Origin of the sequence: Streptomyces sp. NPDC050085 (assembly GCF_044460595.1) — a bacterium.
Lineage (GTDB): Bacteria > Actinomycetota > Actinomycetes > Streptomycetales > Streptomycetaceae > Streptomyces.
In genome coordinates this window covers 91,906-110,264 of sequence record NZ_JBITJZ010000005.1, presented here as the reverse complement: position 1 = coordinate 110,264, position 18,359 = coordinate 91,906, and the positions used below count along the sequence as shown (strand labels likewise).

Annotated in this window: 17 protein-coding genes; 7 read left to right on the top strand and 10 right to left on the bottom strand. The window is 68.3% G+C overall.

What is annotated here, in order from left to right; translation table 11 throughout:
* Nucleotides 1-53: 53 nt before the first annotated feature.
* Nucleotides 54-1,217 (bottom strand): HpcH/HpaI aldolase/citrate lyase family protein, encoded by a 1,164-nt coding sequence (locus ACIBUY_RS20130; protein ID WP_365561363.1) that lies wholly within the window; start codon nt 1,215-1,217, stop codon nt 54-56.
* A gap of 198 nt (nt 1,218-1,415) precedes the next feature.
* Here ACIBUY_RS20130 and ACIBUY_RS20125 point away from each other — a divergent pair, with 198 nt between their 5' ends.
* Nucleotides 1,416-2,192 (top strand): TerD family protein, encoded by a 777-nt coding sequence (locus ACIBUY_RS20125; RefSeq protein ID WP_365561360.1) that lies wholly within the window; start codon nt 1,416-1,418, stop codon nt 2,190-2,192.
* Nucleotides 2,193-2,201: 9 nt separating this feature from the next.
* Here ACIBUY_RS20125 and ACIBUY_RS20120 read toward each other — a convergent pair whose 3' ends face one another.
* The 6 genes from ACIBUY_RS20120 to ACIBUY_RS20095 all read right to left on the bottom strand — a co-directional run bounded on the left by ACIBUY_RS20120 (nt 2,202) and on the right by ACIBUY_RS20095 (nt 6,819).
* Nucleotides 2,202-2,948, bottom strand: a complete 747-nt coding sequence (locus ACIBUY_RS20120; protein ID WP_365561358.1) for a Tellurium resistance — start codon at nt 2,946-2,948, stop codon at nt 2,202-2,204.
* Nucleotides 2,949-3,122: 174 nt separating this feature from the next.
* Nucleotides 3,123-4,268, bottom strand: a complete 1,146-nt coding sequence (locus tag ACIBUY_RS20115) for a DUF475 domain-containing protein (protein ID WP_365561355.1) — start codon at nt 4,266-4,268, stop codon at nt 3,123-3,125.
* A gap of 81 nt (nt 4,269-4,349) precedes the next feature.
* Nucleotides 4,350-4,925: a TerD family protein gene (locus tag ACIBUY_RS20110; protein WP_365561353.1), complete on the bottom strand. Its 576-nt coding sequence runs from the start codon at nt 4,923-4,925 to the stop codon at nt 4,350-4,352.
* 102 nt (nt 4,926-5,027) lie between these two features.
* The gene (locus ACIBUY_RS20105) at nt 5,028-5,603 is read right to left on the bottom strand and encodes a TerD family protein (RefSeq protein ID WP_365561350.1); all 576 of its coding nucleotides are present in this window, start codon (nt 5,601-5,603) and stop codon (nt 5,028-5,030) included.
* 101 nt (nt 5,604-5,704) lie between these two features.
* On the bottom strand, nt 5,705-6,163 hold the full coding sequence (locus ACIBUY_RS20100) for a peroxiredoxin (RefSeq protein ID WP_365561348.1): 459 nt from the start codon (nt 6,161-6,163) through the stop codon (nt 5,705-5,707).
* A gap of 224 nt (nt 6,164-6,387) precedes the next feature.
* Nucleotides 6,388-6,819, bottom strand: coding sequence for a DUF3052 domain-containing protein (locus tag ACIBUY_RS20095; protein ID WP_365561976.1), 432 nt, complete (start codon nt 6,817-6,819; stop codon nt 6,388-6,390).
* A 442-nt stretch (nt 6,820-7,261) separates the two neighbouring features.
* On the opposite strand from ACIBUY_RS20095, the gene aceE reads away from it, so the two are divergent.
* Together aceE and ACIBUY_RS20085 are read left to right on the top strand one after the other, a co-directional pair.
* The gene (aceE, locus tag ACIBUY_RS20090; protein ID WP_365561345.1) at nt 7,262-10,009 is read left to right on the top strand and encodes a pyruvate dehydrogenase (acetyl-transferring), homodimeric type; all 2,748 of its coding nucleotides are present in this window, start codon (nt 7,262-7,264) and stop codon (nt 10,007-10,009) included.
* A gap of 69 nt (nt 10,010-10,078) precedes the next feature.
* Nucleotides 10,079-11,041, top strand: coding sequence for a potassium channel family protein (locus ACIBUY_RS20085; RefSeq protein WP_399153238.1), 963 nt, complete (start codon nt 10,079-10,081; stop codon nt 11,039-11,041).
* A gap of 86 nt (nt 11,042-11,127) precedes the next feature.
* Here ACIBUY_RS20085 and ACIBUY_RS20080 read toward each other — a convergent pair whose 3' ends face one another.
* The 3 genes from ACIBUY_RS20080 to ACIBUY_RS20070 form a co-directional block, all read right to left on the bottom strand.
* Complete coding sequence (locus ACIBUY_RS20080) at nt 11,128-11,439, bottom strand: small hydrophobic protein (RefSeq protein ID WP_365561341.1); 312 nt, start codon at nt 11,437-11,439, stop codon at nt 11,128-11,130.
* Nucleotides 11,440-11,542: 103 nt separating this feature from the next.
* The gene (locus tag ACIBUY_RS20075; RefSeq protein WP_399153237.1) at nt 11,543-11,917 is read right to left on the bottom strand and encodes a peptidase inhibitor family I36 protein; all 375 of its coding nucleotides are present in this window, start codon (nt 11,915-11,917) and stop codon (nt 11,543-11,545) included.
* A 221-nt stretch (nt 11,918-12,138) separates the two neighbouring features.
* Nucleotides 12,139-13,749 (bottom strand): MFS transporter, encoded by a 1,611-nt coding sequence (locus tag ACIBUY_RS20070; protein WP_399153236.1) that lies wholly within the window; start codon nt 13,747-13,749, stop codon nt 12,139-12,141.
* Nucleotides 13,750-13,859: 110 nt separating this feature from the next.
* Here ACIBUY_RS20070 and ACIBUY_RS20065 point away from each other — a divergent pair, with 110 nt between their 5' ends.
* The 4 genes from ACIBUY_RS20065 (at nt 13,860) to ACIBUY_RS20050 (ending at nt 18,349) form a co-directional block, all read left to right on the top strand.
* Nucleotides 13,860-14,501 (top strand): TetR/AcrR family transcriptional regulator, encoded by a 642-nt coding sequence (locus tag ACIBUY_RS20065; protein ID WP_399153235.1) that lies wholly within the window; start codon nt 13,860-13,862, stop codon nt 14,499-14,501.
* Between the two features lie 183 nt (nt 14,502-14,684).
* Nucleotides 14,685-15,896 carry an alpha/beta hydrolase gene (locus ACIBUY_RS20060; protein ID WP_399153234.1) on the top strand — a complete coding sequence of 404 codons (1,212 nt, stop codon included), beginning with the start codon at nt 14,685-14,687 and terminating at the stop codon, nt 15,894-15,896.
* A gap of 76 nt (nt 15,897-15,972) precedes the next feature.
* Entirely contained in the window at nt 15,973-16,863 is an 891-nt protein-coding gene (locus ACIBUY_RS20055; protein ID WP_365561328.1) for a DUF4429 domain-containing protein, read from the top strand.
* A gap of 100 nt (nt 16,864-16,963) precedes the next feature.
* Nucleotides 16,964-18,349, top strand: a complete 1,386-nt coding sequence (locus ACIBUY_RS20050) for a sensor histidine kinase (protein WP_399153233.1) — start codon at nt 16,964-16,966, stop codon at nt 18,347-18,349.
* Nucleotides 18,350-18,359 lie beyond the last annotated feature (10 nt).

The following is an 18,359-nucleotide window of genomic DNA, read 5'->3' as shown; positions in this document are numbered from 1 at the left end:
TACTTCGCTTACTTCGCCTACGTGGCTTGCTTCGCCTACGTGGCTCGCTTCGGTCATCCGGGCAGTCCGGCTGTCAGCAGCTCCACGAAGCCGACGTCCTCCCGGGCCACCCCGAACGCCTCCGCGCGCTGCAGGGTCCGCTCGGCCCAGGCGCGGTGCGGCTTCACCTCGTTCATCTTGTTCGTGTACGCGGATCTCAGGACTCCGCCGCCGCCCCGCTCGGGCCGCAGGATGTCCCGGGCGTCGCTGTACTCCTCGTGGCTGACGACGGACAGCGCGTGCACGGGCAGCACGTGCGAGGGGTGGATGCAGGTCTTGCCGAGCAGGCCATTGGCCCGGTCCAGCTCGATCTCGCGCAGCAGCCCGTCCATGTCGTGGCGGATGAGCGCCTCGCGGAGCGGCTCCGCACCCTCTTCGAGGAAGGGGCTGCGGCGCAGCTGCGGCTTGAACATCCGCTCCTGATGGCGAAAGTACTCCCAGACGGGTCCGGTCACCGTAAAGCCCGTGCCGTCGGCCCTCCCCAGCAGGTTCACCACGTCGGCGATGACGGAGGCCACGATCTGTACGTCGTACGCCGTCATGTCGGGCGGCCTGCGCAGCCCGTACGCCGAGCAGAAGTCGGTGACGCCCAGGCGCAGCGCGAGGACGCGCTCGCGGTACTTGTCGACGGTGCGGGCGATGCCGGTGAGGGTCTCGGTGCGGGTCTCCAGGTGCAGCAGCTCGGGCGATTCGAGGACCGGCATGGCGAAAAGCCGCCGCCCGGCGACCACCTCGGCGGCGGTCAGCGCCTCCAGGAACGGAACGCCCCGCTCCTCGGTGAACTTCGGCAGTACGAATCCGGACAGCAGCGCGACGTCGGCGCCGAGCCGGTGCACGAGGTCGGTGATCTGCTCGGGCTCCCGGACGCGGATGAAGAGCAGCGGCGGCTCGGCCTCACGAGTGGCGAGGTCGGCGAACTGGCGCACCAGGTTCTCCTCGGCACCAGCGACCTCGGCGTCGTCGATGGAGTCCTCCAGACACAGCACCATCGACACGACGCCGCGCCCGGCCTGCTTGAGCACGTCGTCCGCGAGGTGCGGCCTGGTCGCGGGGCTGTAGAGCGTGGCCCCGAGAGCGGCCGCGAGCATGCGAGGGCTGGAGTCCGCGGTGAAGATCCGTGGCTCCTGATGGAACAGGCGCTCCCGCACCTCAGGGGCGATGTGCCCGAAATGACGCATAAGACTCCCCCGTCTTGCTTGGCCGCCCTACTTGATGTGGCCGGTAATAGTACGTACAGGGCTGTGTCAAAAGTTCCCGCGTGCAATGAAATTCTGGTAACCCGGGCGTGTCAGGTGTTGCGTTCCGGCCCCGCGCCGGGCCCCCGATCTCGGCACCCCGCGTTGTCCCGGCCCGCGGCGGGAAGGCAGGATGACCGCATGACGCACGCGATGCTCAAGGGGGCGAACATCCCGCTCGACGCCACGGCGGTGCGCGCCGTGCTCCGCTGGTCCCCGGGGCAGGGCGTGCCGGACGTGGACGCTTCGGCGCTGCTCCTCGCCACGGACGGCAAGGTCCGCTCCGACGAGGACTTCGTCTTCTACAACCAGCCCCGGCACCCCTCCGGCAAGGTCTGGCGGCTCGGCAAGAAGCGGGTGGCCGAGGGCCTGACCGACACCGTGCAGGCGGACCTGGCTGGCGTCGAGCCCGGCATCGCGCGCATCCTGCTCGTCGCGTCCGCGGAGGACGTCCAGTTCCAGCACGTACCGGCGCTGCGGATGTTCGTGTACGACGCCGGCTCCGACGGCGCCGAGCCGCTCGCGCACTTCGACGTGAAGCCGGAGACGGGCGCCGAGACCGCGCTGATCTGCGGCGAGCTGTACCGGCGCGGCGACGGCTGGCGGCTGCGCGCGGTCGGCGAGGGGTACTCGAACGGTCTGGTGGGGCTCGCCACGGACTTCGGCATCTCGGTCGACGACTCGGCGGCGTCCGCGGCCACGCCCCCGGCCCCCACCGGGCCCGAGCCCGCACCGGCCCCGGCCTTCCCGCTGCCGCCCCAGCAGGCACCGTCGTACGGCTATCCGCCGCAGCCCGCGACGCAGCCTGCCCCGCCGTCCCAGCCCGCGTACGGCTATCCGCAGCCGGTGGCGGCGACGGCGTATCCCGATCCCGCGTTCCGACTGCCGCCGCAGGGGCCGCAGTTCATCGGACGCTGACCGCGCGGGCTACCGGCCGCTGACCTTGGACTTGTAGCCCCGCCCCCACTGCAGGCCCCAGCCGTACAGCCGGTCCAGCTCCGCCTGGAACCCGTACACGAACTTCACCTCGCGCCGCACCACCAGATCGCCCTTGACGTTCTCGATGGAGACCACGGCGCAGGAGCGTGCCTGGGGCGCGCGCTCGTCCAGGCTGATCTCGATCCGCGGGCCGTTGCTCGGGTACAGCGTCACGATGGCGTGCGTACGGTCGAAGGCCGGCGTCTGGTCGTAGATGTAGACGAACACCAGCAGTCTCTTGATGTCGTCGCGGTGGTCGAGATTGACGTAGACGGTCTCGCCTGACCCCGAGCCGAACCGGTCGTCCCCGCTGAGCTTCACGTACGGCGGCGCGTTGAGCGCACCGAAGAAGCCGCCCAGGGGCTGGACGACCCCCTTGTCCCCGTCCATCAGCTCGTACAGGCAGCCGAGGTCCAGGTCCACGTTGACCATGGACTGGGTGTGCGCCTGCACCACGTCCGGCTTGAACATGCTGAACGGGTGCCGCAGCAGACTGTTCTTCTCGGACCCGCCGATGTCCGAGGTCCGCATCCGCCAGGACAGATTGATCCGCAGGTTTCCGGTGGCCGCGCCCTGCTTGGAGAGCGAGACGACCGGATGCCGCTTGGTCAGTTCGATGGAGTTGGTCGCCGCGCTGCCCGAATCGAACTCGAACTGCGCGGATCGCCCGCGCCCTAGCCTGTCCCAGAAGGACATACCCGCCCCCAAGTGCCGTGCCGGAACCGCTTGTTCGGCTTGTTCAATCACATGTCGACCTGTTCGGTCACACGTCGACGGGGCGGCCGCGGGAGGACTCGTCCTCGTACGACCGCCCCGTTCACAGGGTTCCAGCCTGGGGCCCCGGGTCAAACACGGAGCCTTGTGTTCCGGTCAGACCCCGGACGACACCTCGGCCTTGTCCGCGCTCCCCGCGTTGCCTTCCTCCGCCGCGAGCCGCTTGTTGCGACGCACCGACGACCAGAACGACCAGGCGATCAGGATGACGCCGACCAGACCGGTGATGATCTCGTTGATCTGGTACTGGATGGTGACCAGCAGGATCACGGCGAGCGCGCCGATCGCGTAGTGCGCGCCGTGCTCCAGGTACACGTAGTCGTCGAGGGTGCCCTGGCGGACCAGGTAGACCGTGAGCGACCGGACGTACATGGCGCCGATACCGAGGCCGAGCGCCATCACCACGATGTCGTTGCTGATGGCGAAGGCGCCGATCACACCGTCGAAGGAGAACGACGCGTCCAGGACCTCGAGGTAGAGGAACATGAAGAACGCGGCCTGGCCGGCCAGCACCACGGCCGACTTCGGCTTACCGGTACGGGCGGCCTCCTCCTCAGCCTCGTGCTCGCGCTCCTCCTCTTCCTCGAGCCGGTTCTCGAAGAAGCCGGAGAGGCCGCCGACGATGAGGTACGTGATGAGACCCGCGACTCCCGAGAGGAGCACGGTGGCCTGCTTGTCCACGTGCGCGCCGCCGTGCTGGTGCGCGTGGACGGCGAGCGTCATGGAGGAGATCAGGAGCACGATCAGCGCGATGCAGACCGACAGCATGTCGACCTTGCCGAGCTTGGCGAGCGGACGCTCCAGCCAGCCGAGCCACTTGATGTCACGGTCCTCGAAGATGAAGTCGAGGAAGATCATCAGCAGGAACATGCCACCGAACGCGGCGATGGACGGGTGCGCGTCCGTGACCAGCTGCTGATAGCGGTCGGGCTGGTTGAACGCGAGGTCGACCGCGTCGATCGGTCCGATCTTCGCGCTGATGGCGACGATCACGACGGGGAAGACCAGGCGCATGCCGAACACGGCGATCAGCACACCGACCGTGAGGAAGATCTTCTGCCAGAAGGCATTCATCTTCTTCAGGATTCCGGCGTTGACCACCGCGTTGTCGAAGGACAGCGAGATCTCCATGATGGCCAAGATCGCGACGAGCCCGAGCGCGGTCCAGCCGTCGTAGAACACCGCCGCGATCAAGCCGAGCACGGTGATCGCGAACGACCAGCCGAAGGTTTTCAGAACCACTGGCTACCCCATCGTGTGTACGGGTTTCCCCGTGCTGGTTGTACGGGGCTCCCCCGCTCCGTGCACGGCTTTAGCAACGCTTTATGAAACGTTGACTCCGAAGTCTAGAGCGATGCCGCGGAGTCCTGACGCGTACCCCTGCCCCACTGCACGGAACTTCCACTCGCCCCCGTAGCGGTACAGCTCACCGAAGATCATCGCGGTCTCGGTGGAGGCGTCCTCGGAGAGGTCGTAGCGCGCGAGCTCCTGGCCGTCGGCCTGGTTCACGACGCGGATGAACGCGTTGCTGACCTGGCCGAAGGTCTGGCCCCTGTTGTCCGCGTCATGGATCGAGACGGGGAAGATGATCTTGTCGCAGGTGGCCGGCACCTTGGACAGGTCGACGATCAGCGACTCGTCGTCGCCCTCGCCCTCACCCGTGAGGTTGTCCCCGGTGTGCTCGACCGAGCCGTCGGGGCTCTTGAGCTGGTTGTAGAAGATGAACCACTCGTCGCCCATGACCCGGCCGCCGCTGCACAGCAGTGCACTGGCGTCCAGGTCGAAGTCGGCGCCGGTGGTGGAACGTGCGTCCCAGCCGAGCCCGACAAGCACCTGCGTGAGGTTCGGTGCGGCCTTGGAGAGGGAGACATTGCCTCCCTTGGCGAGCGTGACGCCCATGATGGTGGTCCTCCCCGGTGTGAGCGTTGCTGTTGTTCAGCGCGTCCGGCGCCGCACTGCGAGAGTGCGGCGCCGGACGGACGAGCGTGCTGGTGCTTCGGCTCAGACGTTCACGCCGAAGTCCTGCGCGATGCCGCGCAGGCCCGAGGCGTAGCCCTGGCCGACGGCGCGGAACTTCCACTCCGCCCCGTTGCGGTACAGCTCACCGAAGACCATCGCGGTCTCGGTGGAGGCGTCCTCGGAGAGGTCGTAGCGCGCGATCTCCGCCCCGCCCGCCTGGTTCACGACGCGAATGAACGCGTTGCGCACCTGGCCGAAGGACTGCTGGCGGTTCTCGGCGTCGTAGATCGACACCGGGAAGACGACCTTCTCGACGTCGGCCGGAACCGCCGCGAGGTTGACCTTGATCTGCTCGTCGTCGCCCTCGCCCTCACCGGTGGTGTTGTCACCGGTGTGCTCGACGGAGCCGTCGGGGCTCTTCAAATTGTTGAAGAACACGAAGTTCTGGTCACTGCTGACCTTGCCCTCCGCGTTCGTCAGGATGGCGCTGGCATCGAGGTCGAAGTCCGTACCGGTAGTGGTACGGACGTCCCAACCGAGGCCCACGACGACCGCCGTGAGGCCAGGGGCCTCCTTGCTCAGCGATACGTTGCCGCCCTTGCTGAGGCTGACTCCCACGAGTCCTCCCTTGGTCTTAGGGGCGGGGAGCCCCGTAGTGCGTCTGGCATCGGATCAACGTCTGGATCCTAGTGACGGGTTCCCGCACCCGGCGAGGCTTCTTACAGGGTGTCGAGCGCCTTGACGTACTCGTTCAGGTCACGGGCGTCGGGCAGACCATTGACCACGGTCCAGCGCACGATGCCCTCCTTGTCGATGATGAAGGTGCCGCGCACCGCGCAGCCCTTCTCCTCGTCGAAGACGCCGTACGCGCGCGAGGCCTCGCCGTGCGGCCAGAAGTCGCTGAGCAGCGGGTACTCGAGGCCCTCCTGCTCGGCGAAGACGCGCAGCGTGAACGGGGAGTCGTTCGAGACGGCCAGCAGCTGCACGTCGTCGTTGACGAACTTCGGCAGCTCGTCGCGGATCGCACACAGTTCGCCGGTGCACACCCCGGTGAAAGCGAACGGGTAGAAGAGCAGCACCACGTTCTTCTCGCCGCGGAAGTCCGAGAGCCTCACGGTCTCACCGTGCTGATTCTTGAGCTCGAACTCCGGAGCCTTGGTGCCGACCTCGATCGCCATGGTGAAGCTTCCCTTCGATGGGGCTGTTCGGGTGGCTTCAGCCTAGTTGGCCGCCTTGGGCGCCCCGCCGCCCGGGGCGCCGGGGCGGGCGCGTGGGGCGGGCCGTGGGGCAAGGAGGGGCGCGGGAGGACGTGCGGCGGCCCCTGGGCATGGGTGAGGCCTCTCAGGGCGCACAGAAGCGCCCTGAGAGGCCTCACATGGATTTCCCGTTCCCGCCGGGACGGCTACCGCTTCTTGGCTGCCGTCTTCGGCGTCACCAGCCTGCTCCCGGTCCAGTCCTTGCCCACGCTGACGCCCTTGGTCTGCGAGAGTCCGGCAGTGGTGGCGGCCTCGCCGATCTCGCTCGGCTCGACGTACCCGTCACGCCCGGTCTTCGGCGTCAGAAGCAGGATGTAACCGCCGTCTTCGATGTACGTGGTGGTGTCCACCAGCGCATCAGTAAGGTCCCCGTCGTCCTCACGGAACCAGAGCACCACGGCATCAGCCACGTCGTCATAGTCCTCGTCGACGAGCTCGGCGTTGGTAGCGGCCTCAATGGCCTCACGGAGCTCCTGATCGACGTCGTCGTCGTAGCCGATCTCCTGGACCACCATGTCGGGCTGGAAACCCAGCCTTACGGCAAGGTTCGTCTCCGCGTGGTCCGCGGTCGCGCTCACGGATTGCCTCCTGATCATGTTTACGAAGTTGTCTTCAGCATCGCGCACGCGCGAAGCGTTGGCCGTAGTCCACACGTGCGCGACGGATCGCGCAAGTACCCGGCCGCCGAGACCGCCGAAACGGTGACGTTCCAGGCCGTGCCACCACAACCCCTGTCAAGGATTCTCGCAGGTCGGTGATGTACGCCACAGCGATCTGCCGGGTTTGCCCATACTGCCCCCGCACAGACCTCGACCGGGGCCGAACAGCCCCACGGAACGTGTGAGCGAGATGGGCGTATCGTTGCGATTTGTTCGAAACCGCTCGACGGCGACTGGTGCGCCCTCGGGATGTCCCTCGATTACCTCTCGGTAGAGATGACGATTCCGATTCCGAGGTACACGATGGACAACGGCGTACCCGACAGTGGAACAGTGGCATCACCGACAGTGAAGGAACAGCGTGGCTTCCGGATCCGATCGCAACCCGATCATCATTGGCGGTCTTCCCAGCCAGGTCCCTGACTTCGATCCCGAAGAGACCCAGGAATGGCTCGACTCCCTTGACGCCGCCGTCGACGAACGCGGCCGGGAGCGGGCCCGCTACCTGATGCTCCGCCTGATCGAGAGGGCCCGCGAGAAGCGCGTGGCCGTGCCCGAGATGCGCAGCACGGACTACATCAACACGATCGCCACCAAGGACGAGCCGTTCTTCCCCGGCAACGAGGAGATCGAGCGCAAGGTCCTCAACGCGACGCGGTGGAACGCCGCGGTGATGGTGTCCCGCGCCCAGCGCCCCGGCATCGGCGTCGGCGGCCACATCGCGACCTTCGCCTCCTCCGCCTCGCTGTACGACGTGGGCTTCAACCACTTCTTCCGCGGCAAGGACGAGGGCGACGGCGGCGACCAGATCTTCTTCCAGGGCCACGCCTCGCCGGGCATCTACGCCCGCGCCTACCTCCTGGACCGCCTCAGCGAGGACCAGCTGGACGCCTTCCGCCAGGAGAAGTCGAAGGCGCCCCACGGCCTGTCCTCGTACCCGCACCCGCGCCTGATGCCGGACTTCTGGGAGTTCCCCACCGTCTCCATGGGCCTCGGCCCCCTCGGCGCGATCTTCCAGGCCCGGATGAACCGCTACATGGAGGCCCGTGGCATCGCGGAGACCTCCAAGTCGCAGGTGTGGGCCTTCCTCGGCGACGGCGAGATGGACGAGCCCGAGTCCCTCGGCCAGCTCTCCATCGCCGCTCGCGAGGGCCTCGACAACCTCACCTTCGTCGTCAACTGCAACCTGCAGCGCCTCGACGGCCCGGTGCGCGGCAACGGCAAGATCATCCAGGAGCTGGAGTCCCAGTTCCGCGGCGCCGGCTGGAACGTCATCAAGCTTGTCTGGGACCGCAGTTGGGACCCGCTGCTCGCGCAGGACCGCGACGGCGTCCTGGTCAACAAGCTGAACACCACGCCCGACGGCCAGTTCCAGACCTACGCCACCGAGCCCGGCTCGTACATCCGCCAGCACTTCTTCGGCGACGACCACCGCCTGCGCGCGATGGTCGAGAACATGACCGACGACCAGATCCTCCACCTGGGCCGCGGCGGTCACGACCACAAGAAGATCTTCGCAGCGTTCACGGCGGCCAAGGAGCACAAGGGCCAGCCGACGGTCATCCTGGCGCAGACCGTGAAGGGCTGGACCCTCGGCCCGAACTTCGAGGGCCGCAACGCCACGCACCAGATGAAGAAGCTCACGGTCGACGACCTCAAGCGCTTCCGCGACCGGCTGCACATCCCCATCACCGACGCGCAGTTGGAGGGCGGCGCCCCGCCGTACTACCACCCGGGGCGCAACTCCGAAGAGATCCAGTACATGCACGACCGCCGCAAGGCACTGGGCGGCTACGTACCGACCCGCGTCGTGCGCGCCAAGCCCCTCCAGCTCCCCGACGACAAGACGTACGCGGGCGTGAAGAAGGGCTCCGGCCAGCAGTCGATCGCCACCACCATGGCGTTCGTCCGCCTCCTGAAGGACCTCATGCGGGACAAGGAGATCGGCAAGCGCTTCGTGCTGATCGCGCCCGACGAGTACCGCACCTTCGGCATGGACTCCTTCTTCCCGAGTGCGAAGATCTACAACCCGCTCGGCCAGCAGTACGAGTCCGTGGACCGCGAACTCCTGCTCGCCTACAAGGAGTCGCCCACCGGCCAGATGCTGCACGACGGCATCTCGGAGGCGGGCTGCACGGCGTCGCTGATCGCCGCGGGCTCCGCGTACGCGACGCACGGCGAGCCGCTGATCCCGGTCTACGTCTTCTACTCGATGTTCGGCTTCCAGCGCACCGGCGACCAGTTCTGGCAGATGGCCGACCAGCTGGCCCGCGGCTTCGTCCTCGGTGCGACCGCCGGCCGCACGACGCTGACCGGCGAAGGCCTGCAGCACGCCGACGGCCACTCGCAGTTGCTGGCCTCGACCAACCCGGGCTGCGTCGCCTACGACCCGGCCTACGCCTACGAGATCGCGCACATCGTCAAGGACGGTCTGCGCCGGATGTACGGCCCGACGGCCGACGGCAAGCCGGGCGAGGACGTCTTCTACTACCTCACCGTCTACAACGAGCCGATCCAGCACCCCGCGGAACCGGCCGATGTCGACGTCGAGGGCATCCTCAAGGGCATCCACCGCATCAGCACCGGCACTTCGGGCACGACCCCGGCCCAGATCATGGCCTCGGGCGTCGCTGTGCCGTGGGCGCTCGAGGCCCAGCAGATCCTGGCTCAGGAGTGGGACGTACGAGCCGACGTGTGGTCCGCGACCTCGTGGAACGAACTGCGCCGCGAAGCAGTGGAAGTAGAGCGCCACAATCTGCTGCACCCCGAAGAGGAGCAGCGCACGCCCTACGTCACGCAGAAGCTGTCCCGCGCGCAGGGTCCGTTCGTCGCGGTTTCTGACTGGATGCGGTCGGTGCCCGACCAGATCTCGCGCTGGGTGCCCGGTACCTACCAGTCGCTCGGTGCAGACGGCTTCGGCTTCGCGGACACCCGTGGTGCCGCGCGTCGCTTCTTCCACATCGACGCCCAGTCGGTCGTGGTCGCGGTGCTCACGGAGCTGGCGCGTGAGGGCAAGGTCGACCGCTCGGTCCTCAAGCAGGCCATCGACCGCTACCAGTTGCTCGACGTCACCGCCGCCGATCCGGGCGCGGCCGGGGGCGACGCGTAGCAGCCCGTCTTCGTGAGGGCGGCGGGGCCGATGGTCCCGCCGCCCTCCGGCTTTTCCTACGATGCGCGCATGAAGGAGCAACCGGCACAGATCCGTTGGGAGCGGCACACGCAACGTCCGCTGCTCGCGTTCGCTCTGGCCTTCGCCGTCGCCTACGCGGTACCCATCGTCCGCCCGGACGCCTCGCGGGCGGTGAACGACGCGTGCCTGGTCGTGGAGTGGGTCGTCTGGGGCGCGTTCGCCCTCGATTACCTCGTTCGTCTGGTCCTTGCGCCGGACCGTCTGCACTTCGTGCGCTCGCACCCCCTCGACCTCCTCGCCGTGGTGCTTCCTCTGGCGCAGCCCCTACGGCTGCTGCGTGTGGTGTCGACTCTGCTGCTGGTGGGCCGCCGGGCACGGATGGCCGAGCAGATAAGGCTGACCACGTACGTCGCCGGCGCCGTGGTGGGCCTGTTGATGTTCGGCTCACTGGCTGTGCTCTCCGTGGAGCGGGAGTCTCCGGAAGGCAACATCAAGACGCTGGGCGACGCCGTGTGGTGGTCGTTCACCACCATGACGACGGTCGGCTACGGCGATCACGCACCCACGACGGGCATGGGCCGTGTGATCGCGGTGGGGCTGATGCTGTCCGGTATCGCACTGCTCGGTGTGGTCACCGCCAATATCGCGGCGTGGTTCATCTCCCGGTTCGACAAGGACGACGCGGAGGAGCGTCGTCAGACGGAGGCGATCGAGGCGCTCGCACACGAGGTGCGGGCACTGCGTGCGCAAGTGGCGGTGCTGTCGGGGCAGCCCTCGGCGCCGGAGGGACCGAGGCCGGTGCCGGGCGTCCCGGATGTGGGACCGCAGGGTGCGGGAACGCCGAGGCCGGGTGCGGCGGCGCCGATCTCCTCCTCGATAGCTTCGGGCGCTGCGGGCGCTACGACCGTGGCGGCTCACCCAGCAGCCGCCGACGATTCGGGCGTCCCGCATTCCGAGGCGGGTGCGTCCGCGGACAGCACAGGTAAATCGCCCGGGACCGCGTGGAGTTGACGCCCACGGGTGTCAGTCAGGCGTGCACGCTCACCCCGGGCACCCTCAGGCGCTCGTACGTGGCGATCAGTGGCGATCAGTGGCGATCAGAAGAGTCCACCCACGGCGGTGCCGGTCGCGGAGATCAGCCAGATGACTGCCAGCAGAGTGTCGATCGCGCCGAGGACGACGGCGACGAGGGCCGGCACCGATTTCGTGCCGGTCCAGCGTCGGCCCATGGCCAGCCACCCGCAGAGGAGAGCGACTGGTCCCAGCACGATCCCCAGCACGAAGAACCCGGCAATCGCGCAGATGAGCCCGATGATTCCGAGCGACGCGCGATCCGGCCCGCTCCGCATGCCTGCGCGGCTGCGTGATCGAGGGGTCTTGCGCGTGGTGTGTCCGAAGCCCGCCATCATCACTCCTTGAGTTCGTCCGGAACTTCTTGGGTTCGTCCGGACTCGGGCGATGCTTCGGGTACCCCCGTCTGCCGCGGTCTATCGCACGACGCTCTGCTCTCCCCTATCTCTCCCAGACCTTGAACGCCCGCGCGCGGTAGGGGGATTCGGGCTCCCACGTACCGCTGCCGGGATAGGTCTGGAACTCCCCGGTCTCGGCGCACTCCGCGGACTGGTAGGTGGTGACGGGTCGACCGGTGCGGTTGGCGAGGGCGGCCGCGCTGCTCCCCTCCGGCAGCGCGACACAGCTCTCGATGTCGATCCCGGCCAATTCATAGGTGTGCCGAGGCCCCTTGAACCCGGCCTTGTCCCACAGACACAGCTCCCCCGCCGCGCAGGCGCCGAGTGTCGGCGGCGACGCCGCCGCGGCGATGCCGGGTGTGAGAGCCACCGCGGCGAGTGCGGCTGCGGCAACGGTCCTGGGCATGGATGTACGCATGTGCTTCAACCCCCGTGTCGTATCGACCAGTTGCGGTCGCGACTGATCGCTTGCCTGACACTTTGGCCCGGAGGATTCGGTTCCGGGAAGGGCTGCCGAGCGACGTCACTCGGATAAGCGAAAGCCCCCGGATAGTTCCCCGGGGGCTTCCCTCACAAGGGCGGTTTCAGCACCTTGTTCGCAACGTGAGGACGGTCTCTCGAGGCAGCGTCCGTCCGTCGTCAGATGTGCGCGGCACCCGCTCCCGCCTCGGCGTTGGCACCGCGCTTGGTCAGCAGCGCGACGAACACCGCGACGACCGCGACCCCCGAGGCGACCAGGCAGGCCAGGCTCATGCCGGAGATGAAGGTGTCGTGCGCGACGCCCGTGATCTTCTCGACGAGCCCGGCCGACGTGCCGGGCGCCACCGGGGCGGCACCGACCTGAACGGCCTCGGACGCTTGGTCCAGCTGGCCGGCGGAGAGTTCGGGAAGCTTCGCGTCCGCCCAGTTGCCCGCGAGATCGCTGTCGACCTTGGATGCCATCACCGCGCCGAGGACGGCGGTGCCGAGGCTGCCACCGATCTGCATGGCGGCCTGCTGGAGTCCGCCGGCGACGCCGGAGAGCTCCATCGGCGCGTTGCCCACGATGACTTCGGTGGCGCCCACCATCACGGGCGCCAGACCGAGGCCCAGCAGGGCGAACCAGACGGACATGATTCCGCTGCCGGTCTCGGCGTCCAGGGTGGACATCCCGTACATGGCGATGGCGGTGAGCGCCATGCCGCCCGCGAGCGGGATCCGCGGACCGACCTTCGTGATCATCGCGCCCGCCAGCGGCGAGCCGACGATCATCATCCCGGTCAGCGGCAGCAGGTGCAGGCCGCTCTTGACCGGGCTCATGCCGTGCACGTTCTGCAGGTAGAAGGTGACGAAGAACAGGCCGCCCATGAACGCGATGGCCATGAGCACCATCAGGACCACACCGGCCGACAGGGGCACGGAGCGGAACAGACCCAGCGGGATGAGCGGTTCCGCGACGCGCGTCTCCCAGATCGCGAAGAGAACGAAGCACAGCACCGACGCGGCGATGAACGTCCACGTCAGGCCGTCACCCCAGCCCCAGGTCGGCGCCTTGATGAGCGCCCAGACCAAGCAGAACATCGCGCCGGACAGCAGGGCGATGCCGGCGACGTCGAAGGACCTCGGCGCGTTCTGGGCGCGGTGGTCGAGGAGGATGACGAGCCCGAGGACGAGGGCGATGACGCCGACGGGGACGTTGATGAAGAAGACGGACTGCCAGCTGACGTGCTGGACGAGCAGTCCGCCGAGGATCGGACCGCCGGCGGTCGAGGCTCCGATCACCATGCCCCAGATGCCGATCGCCATGTTCAGCTTCTCGGCGGGGAAGGTGGCGCGCAGCAGGCCGAGTGCGGCGGGCATGAGCAGCGCGCCGAACAGGCCCTGGAACACGCGGAACATCACGACGAACGCAATGCTGTCGGACAGGCCGATGGCTCCGGACGCAGCGGCGAAGCCGACCACGCCTATCAGGAACGTCTGCCGGTGTCCGAATCGGTCGCCGAGCTTGCCCGCGGTGATCAGCGTGACCGCAAGGGCGAGGAAGTAGCCGTTGGTGATCCATTGGACGTCGGCGAAGCTCGCGCCGAGGTCCTTCTGAATGGCGGGGTTGGCAATGGCGACGATGGTGCCGTCGAGGGCAACCATCATCACGCCGATCGCGACGGAGAACAGTGTCAGCCAGGGGTGGCCGCGCAGGCCCTTGGCCGGTGCCGGGACGGGGTCGGGCTCCGGAACCCGGTCCGTCTTGTCGACAGTGGTCTGACTAGTCATGCGTTCGAGGCTAGTGACAGTCCCTGACAGTTGACAAAGGGTTTCACAAGTCGGTAACTGTCACGTCGCTCACAGTACGGTGGTCTGCGCATGCAGCCAGAAAGAGGACCATGTCGACCCGATTGAACCTGCGCGAACTGAAGAAGCAGCGCACACGAAACGCCTTGCTGCGCTCGGCACTTGAGCTCTTCACGTCCCAGGGCTTCGACCGGACGACGGTCGACGAGATCACGGAGGCCTGCGAGGTCTCCCAGCGCACGTTCTTCCGCTACTTCGCGAACAAGGAAGAGGCCGCCTTCGCCGTACAGGAGATGACGGAGTCCCGTTTCGTGGCCGCACTGCGTGAACGCCCGGCGCAGGAAAGCCCCTTCGAGGCCTTGCGCCATACGGTCCTCGGCACGTGGGAGGCCATGAGCCGCTCGGTGGCGGAGGTGATTCCGGTCGAACTCCACATGCGCACCTACCAGATGATCGAGTCGACCCCGTCCCTGCTGGCCGTGCATCTGCGTCGCTCCGCCGAACTAGAGGAGGAGGTGGCCCGAGCGATCGCCGAGCGAGAGGGGCTCGACGTGGACACCGACCCTCGCCCGCGCGTGGCCGTGGCTGCGTTCAGCGGGGTGATGCGGATGACCGGACGCCTGTGGGGCGCCGGCGGGGACGCGAGCGTCGATGCCATCCGCGCGCTCACCGAGTCCCACCTCGACCATCTGAAGCCGGCCCTGGGTGAGCACTGGCGCCCCGACCCGGCGTGAGCGACGTAGGCGCCTGCGTGTGATCCGGGTCGCACCCCCGCGCGCGTGGGGCGCTCTCATCCCCTACGTAGCGTGAAGGCTTGACTTCAACTACGTCCACTTTTAACCAAATACCCCCCTGGAAACGTGATCTGCCTCACCCGAGGTCCGGAGCCCCGTGCGCTTCTCCTAGGGTGTTCCGCAGTGACTTCCTTCGACTCGTCCCCCCCACTCAGCGTCTGGCGCGCACTGCTCGCTCTGGCCGTCGTGTTCGTCATGCTGGCGACCACCGGCTGGACCGCGGTGCGTCACCACCGAGGCGTCACCTCGCCGCTCCAGGCCGCGCTCACCGCATGGGAGCACGGCAGCCTGCACGGACACGCACTGCCCGCGCCCGACGAATCCCCCACCCGCCTCGCGCACTTCTTCGCCTCGCTGACCCCGCACGAGCGCAGCCGACTCGCTGCCCGCTACCCGCTCGCGGTCGGCAACATGAACGGTGCACCGGTCGACCTGCGCTACCGCGCGAACCGGATCGCGCTCGATCAGGCCCGCGCCGTCGAGGCCAAGCGGATGCACGACAACCGCCTGTCAGCCGTCGGCCACGACGACGCCGGGCAGCGCATGAAGCGCTTCGCGCTCCTGATGAACCCCGACCGCAAGATCCTCGCCTTCGACCCCATGGGCAACGGCAGGGTCGCCGAGGTCTTCGGCGACCTCGACAAGGCGCAGCGCGTCTCCGTCGTGGTGCCGGGCGTCGACACGAACGTGCTGACCTTCCAGCGCACGTTCCGCAAGTACTCGGCCCCCGTGGGCATGGCACGTTCGCTGTACGCCGCCGAACGCTCGGCGAGTCCGCGTACCCGCACCGCGGTCATCGCCTGGGCCGACTACACGGCCCCGAACGGTCTCGGCGTGGACGCCGCCACGTCCATGCGCGCCGACGACGGCGCGGTCCGGCTCAACGCCATGCTGCGGGGTCTGCCCGGCGATTCCCCCGTCGCCCTGTACTGCCACAGCTACGGCTCGGTGGTGTGCGGTGTCGCGGCGCACGAGCTGCCCGCGCGGGTCAGCGACATCGCTGTGGCCGGCAGTCCCGGGATGCGCGCCGACAGTGCTTCCGGGCTCGGCACCCACGCGCGCGTGTGGGCCATGCGGGACAAGGACGACTGGATCCAGGACGTGCCGCACATGGAGGTGGGCGGTCTCGGGCACGGCGCCGACCCCGTCTCCTCCGGTTTCGGTGCCCGTGTCGTCTCCTCGGTGGATGCCAAGGGTCACACCGGTTACTTCGAACCGGGCACCGACAGCCTCAGCAACTTCGCCGAGATCGGGACTGGCTCGTACCGATCGGTGCGGTGTGCGGACTCGGACCAGGACTGTCGGGAGGGTTTTTCCGGCGGTGCATCGACCTGACGCGCGTAGAAATCGGCGATACAGCGGTCTGACGCAACAGGCGACGGAGGCGCGCGTGCCGCATACGATGAGCCGCATGGGTGACGTACTGGCCGGATTTCATGCCGCCTGGGAGTTCGAGTCCGACTCCGTGCTCATCCGCTTCGAACGGGGGATCCGCACGCCGAAGCTCCTCCAGGCGCTCGGCGAACGCCGCATCCCTCTGGAAGCGATCGCGGCGGTGACGCTCACGCCCGGAAAGCGCGGGACCGTGGTGCTGCACGCCGTCCCGCGGCCGGGCGCCGATCCGCTGATGGACGCGGCGGCAGGACAGCTCAAGGACGGCAGCGACCCTTACCGCCTGGTGCTGCCCGCCGAGCGCGAGACGCTCGCCGAGTACTACGCGGACGAGCTGCGCGGAATGCTCCGCACCAATACCGGCTTGGACGCGGACCTCCGTCCCGACAGCTACCTGGTGGCACCGCCCGAGGCCCCGCTGCACTTCAAGGCGTACGACGGTAAGGCCTCCTTCGACGGCGCCTCGGTTTCGTTCCGCTGGTTCTGGACCGGTGCTTCGTCCGCGAAGTGGAAGGCCGGGGACAAAACGTTTCCGGTCGCGGAACTCAGCGGTGTGGAGTGGCGCTCGCCCGAGCTGTTCGAGGGGCATCTGCGTCTGCTGCACCGCGACACCGCCGACGAGCAGCCGGGGCAGGCGGACCAGGATCCGGCGGCGGTGGTCTTCGGGCTCGGCTACGGGCCGGTGCACGAGTCGCTGCCTTTCGCCGCCTCGGTACTGGCCGCCGTGCGGGCCAGGAATCCGGCGCCTTCGGCTGCCGGGCAGCCTCGCGTCGAATCGGCCGCTTCGGGGCGCCGCGACCCCGCGGACATCGCCGAGCGCATCCGTCACCTCGGCGAGCTGCACCAAGCGGGCCTGGTCACGGACGACGAGTTCTCGACGAAGAAGGCCGAGCTGCTCGCGGAACTGTGACCGCCTGGCGCGCGGGGCCTGTGATACCTGGGTATGAGGTGCGGTTGAGCACCTCGGTATGACGGCGCGCGCCGGGTCCATTGCCTAGGCTGATCTGGCGATGAGCACTGCACCTCCCCCACCCGATCAGGCCCCCCGCTCACCGGACGAGGAATCCGGGCGAGCGGGGCGACAGCCCATGTCCAGGGCGCGGGGTCGCCGACTGCGGAGCGTGGGCGACAGGCTGGCGGCCGCTGGTTCGGCGCTCACGATCGCCGTAGGCGGCGACCGGACCGAGCCGCTGCTCGCCCAGGCGCCCAAGCGCTGGATGCGGCTGCTGCCGTACCTCGTCGCGCTGAGTTTCGTAGCGGTGCTCATCCCGGTGACGACGCAGGTGCTGTCGCACGACTACGGAGTGGACGGCGGTCTCGCCGGAGCCATCGGTGTCGCCCAGTCCGCTCCGCTGCTCCTCGCGGTCAGCCGTCCGCTGGCCGCGTGGTGCATCACCATCGTCGCTGTCGTGCTGGGCACGCTTCCCCTGTTCCAGGGAGACGCACACCTTCCTTCGCCGTGGACGCCCATGGTCGTCGTGGGCTATGTGGCGTTGTGCATCGCTCTGGCCCTCAGAGAGAGCCGCCGCACCCTCATCACCATCTGGCTGGTGACCGTCGTCGCGAGCATCGTCCTCGGCGTGTTCCGTGACAAGACCAGTCAGGACACGGGAGTTCTGCTCATCGTCCTGAGCGGGGGCGTGCTGCTGCTGGGTGCGTTGTTGCGGGAGCGGGGCGAGACCCGGCGCAAGCTCGTCGAGCAGGCGACGATCAGCGAGGCCGAGCGCACCCGCCGCACGCTCCTGGAGGAACGGGCCAGGATCGCCCGGGAGTTGCACGACGTCGTGGCCCACCACATGTCCGTGATCACCGTGCAGGCGGACTCCGCGCCCTACCGTCTGCAGGGCCTGTCCGGCGAGGCGCGCGAGGAGTTCGCATCCATCGCCGCGGGCGCGCGCGACTCGCTGACCGAGATGCGCCGCCTGCTGGCCGTGCTGCGCAGTGAGGGATCTCAGGGCGATCTGGCACCTCAGCCGGGCCTCGCGCATCTGCGGCAACTGGTGGAGGCGACGGTTCGGGGCGGCGTGCCGACAGACCTGTCGTACCCGGAGGTGGCGCTCGTCGGGATACTGGCCCACGCCCCGCCCGCGGTCGATCTCTCCGCGTATCGCATCGTGCAGGAGGCCCTGGCCAACGTGGTGCGGCACGCCCCCGGCGCGCTGGCCCGGATCTCGGTCGACCTGGACGACGACGCGCTGCTCGTACTCGTGGTCAACGGCCCGCCCAGGAAGCCGGTTTCGCGCCTGGAGACCGCCGGCACGGGGCACGGCCTGATAGGGATGCGCGAGCGCGTACGGTTGCTCGGCGGCACGCTGGACGTGGGGCCGCTGCCCGACGGAGGCTTCCGCGTCGCGGCCCGACTCCCGTTGACGGTCCCTGACTCCCCCACGGCGTAAAGGAATTCGG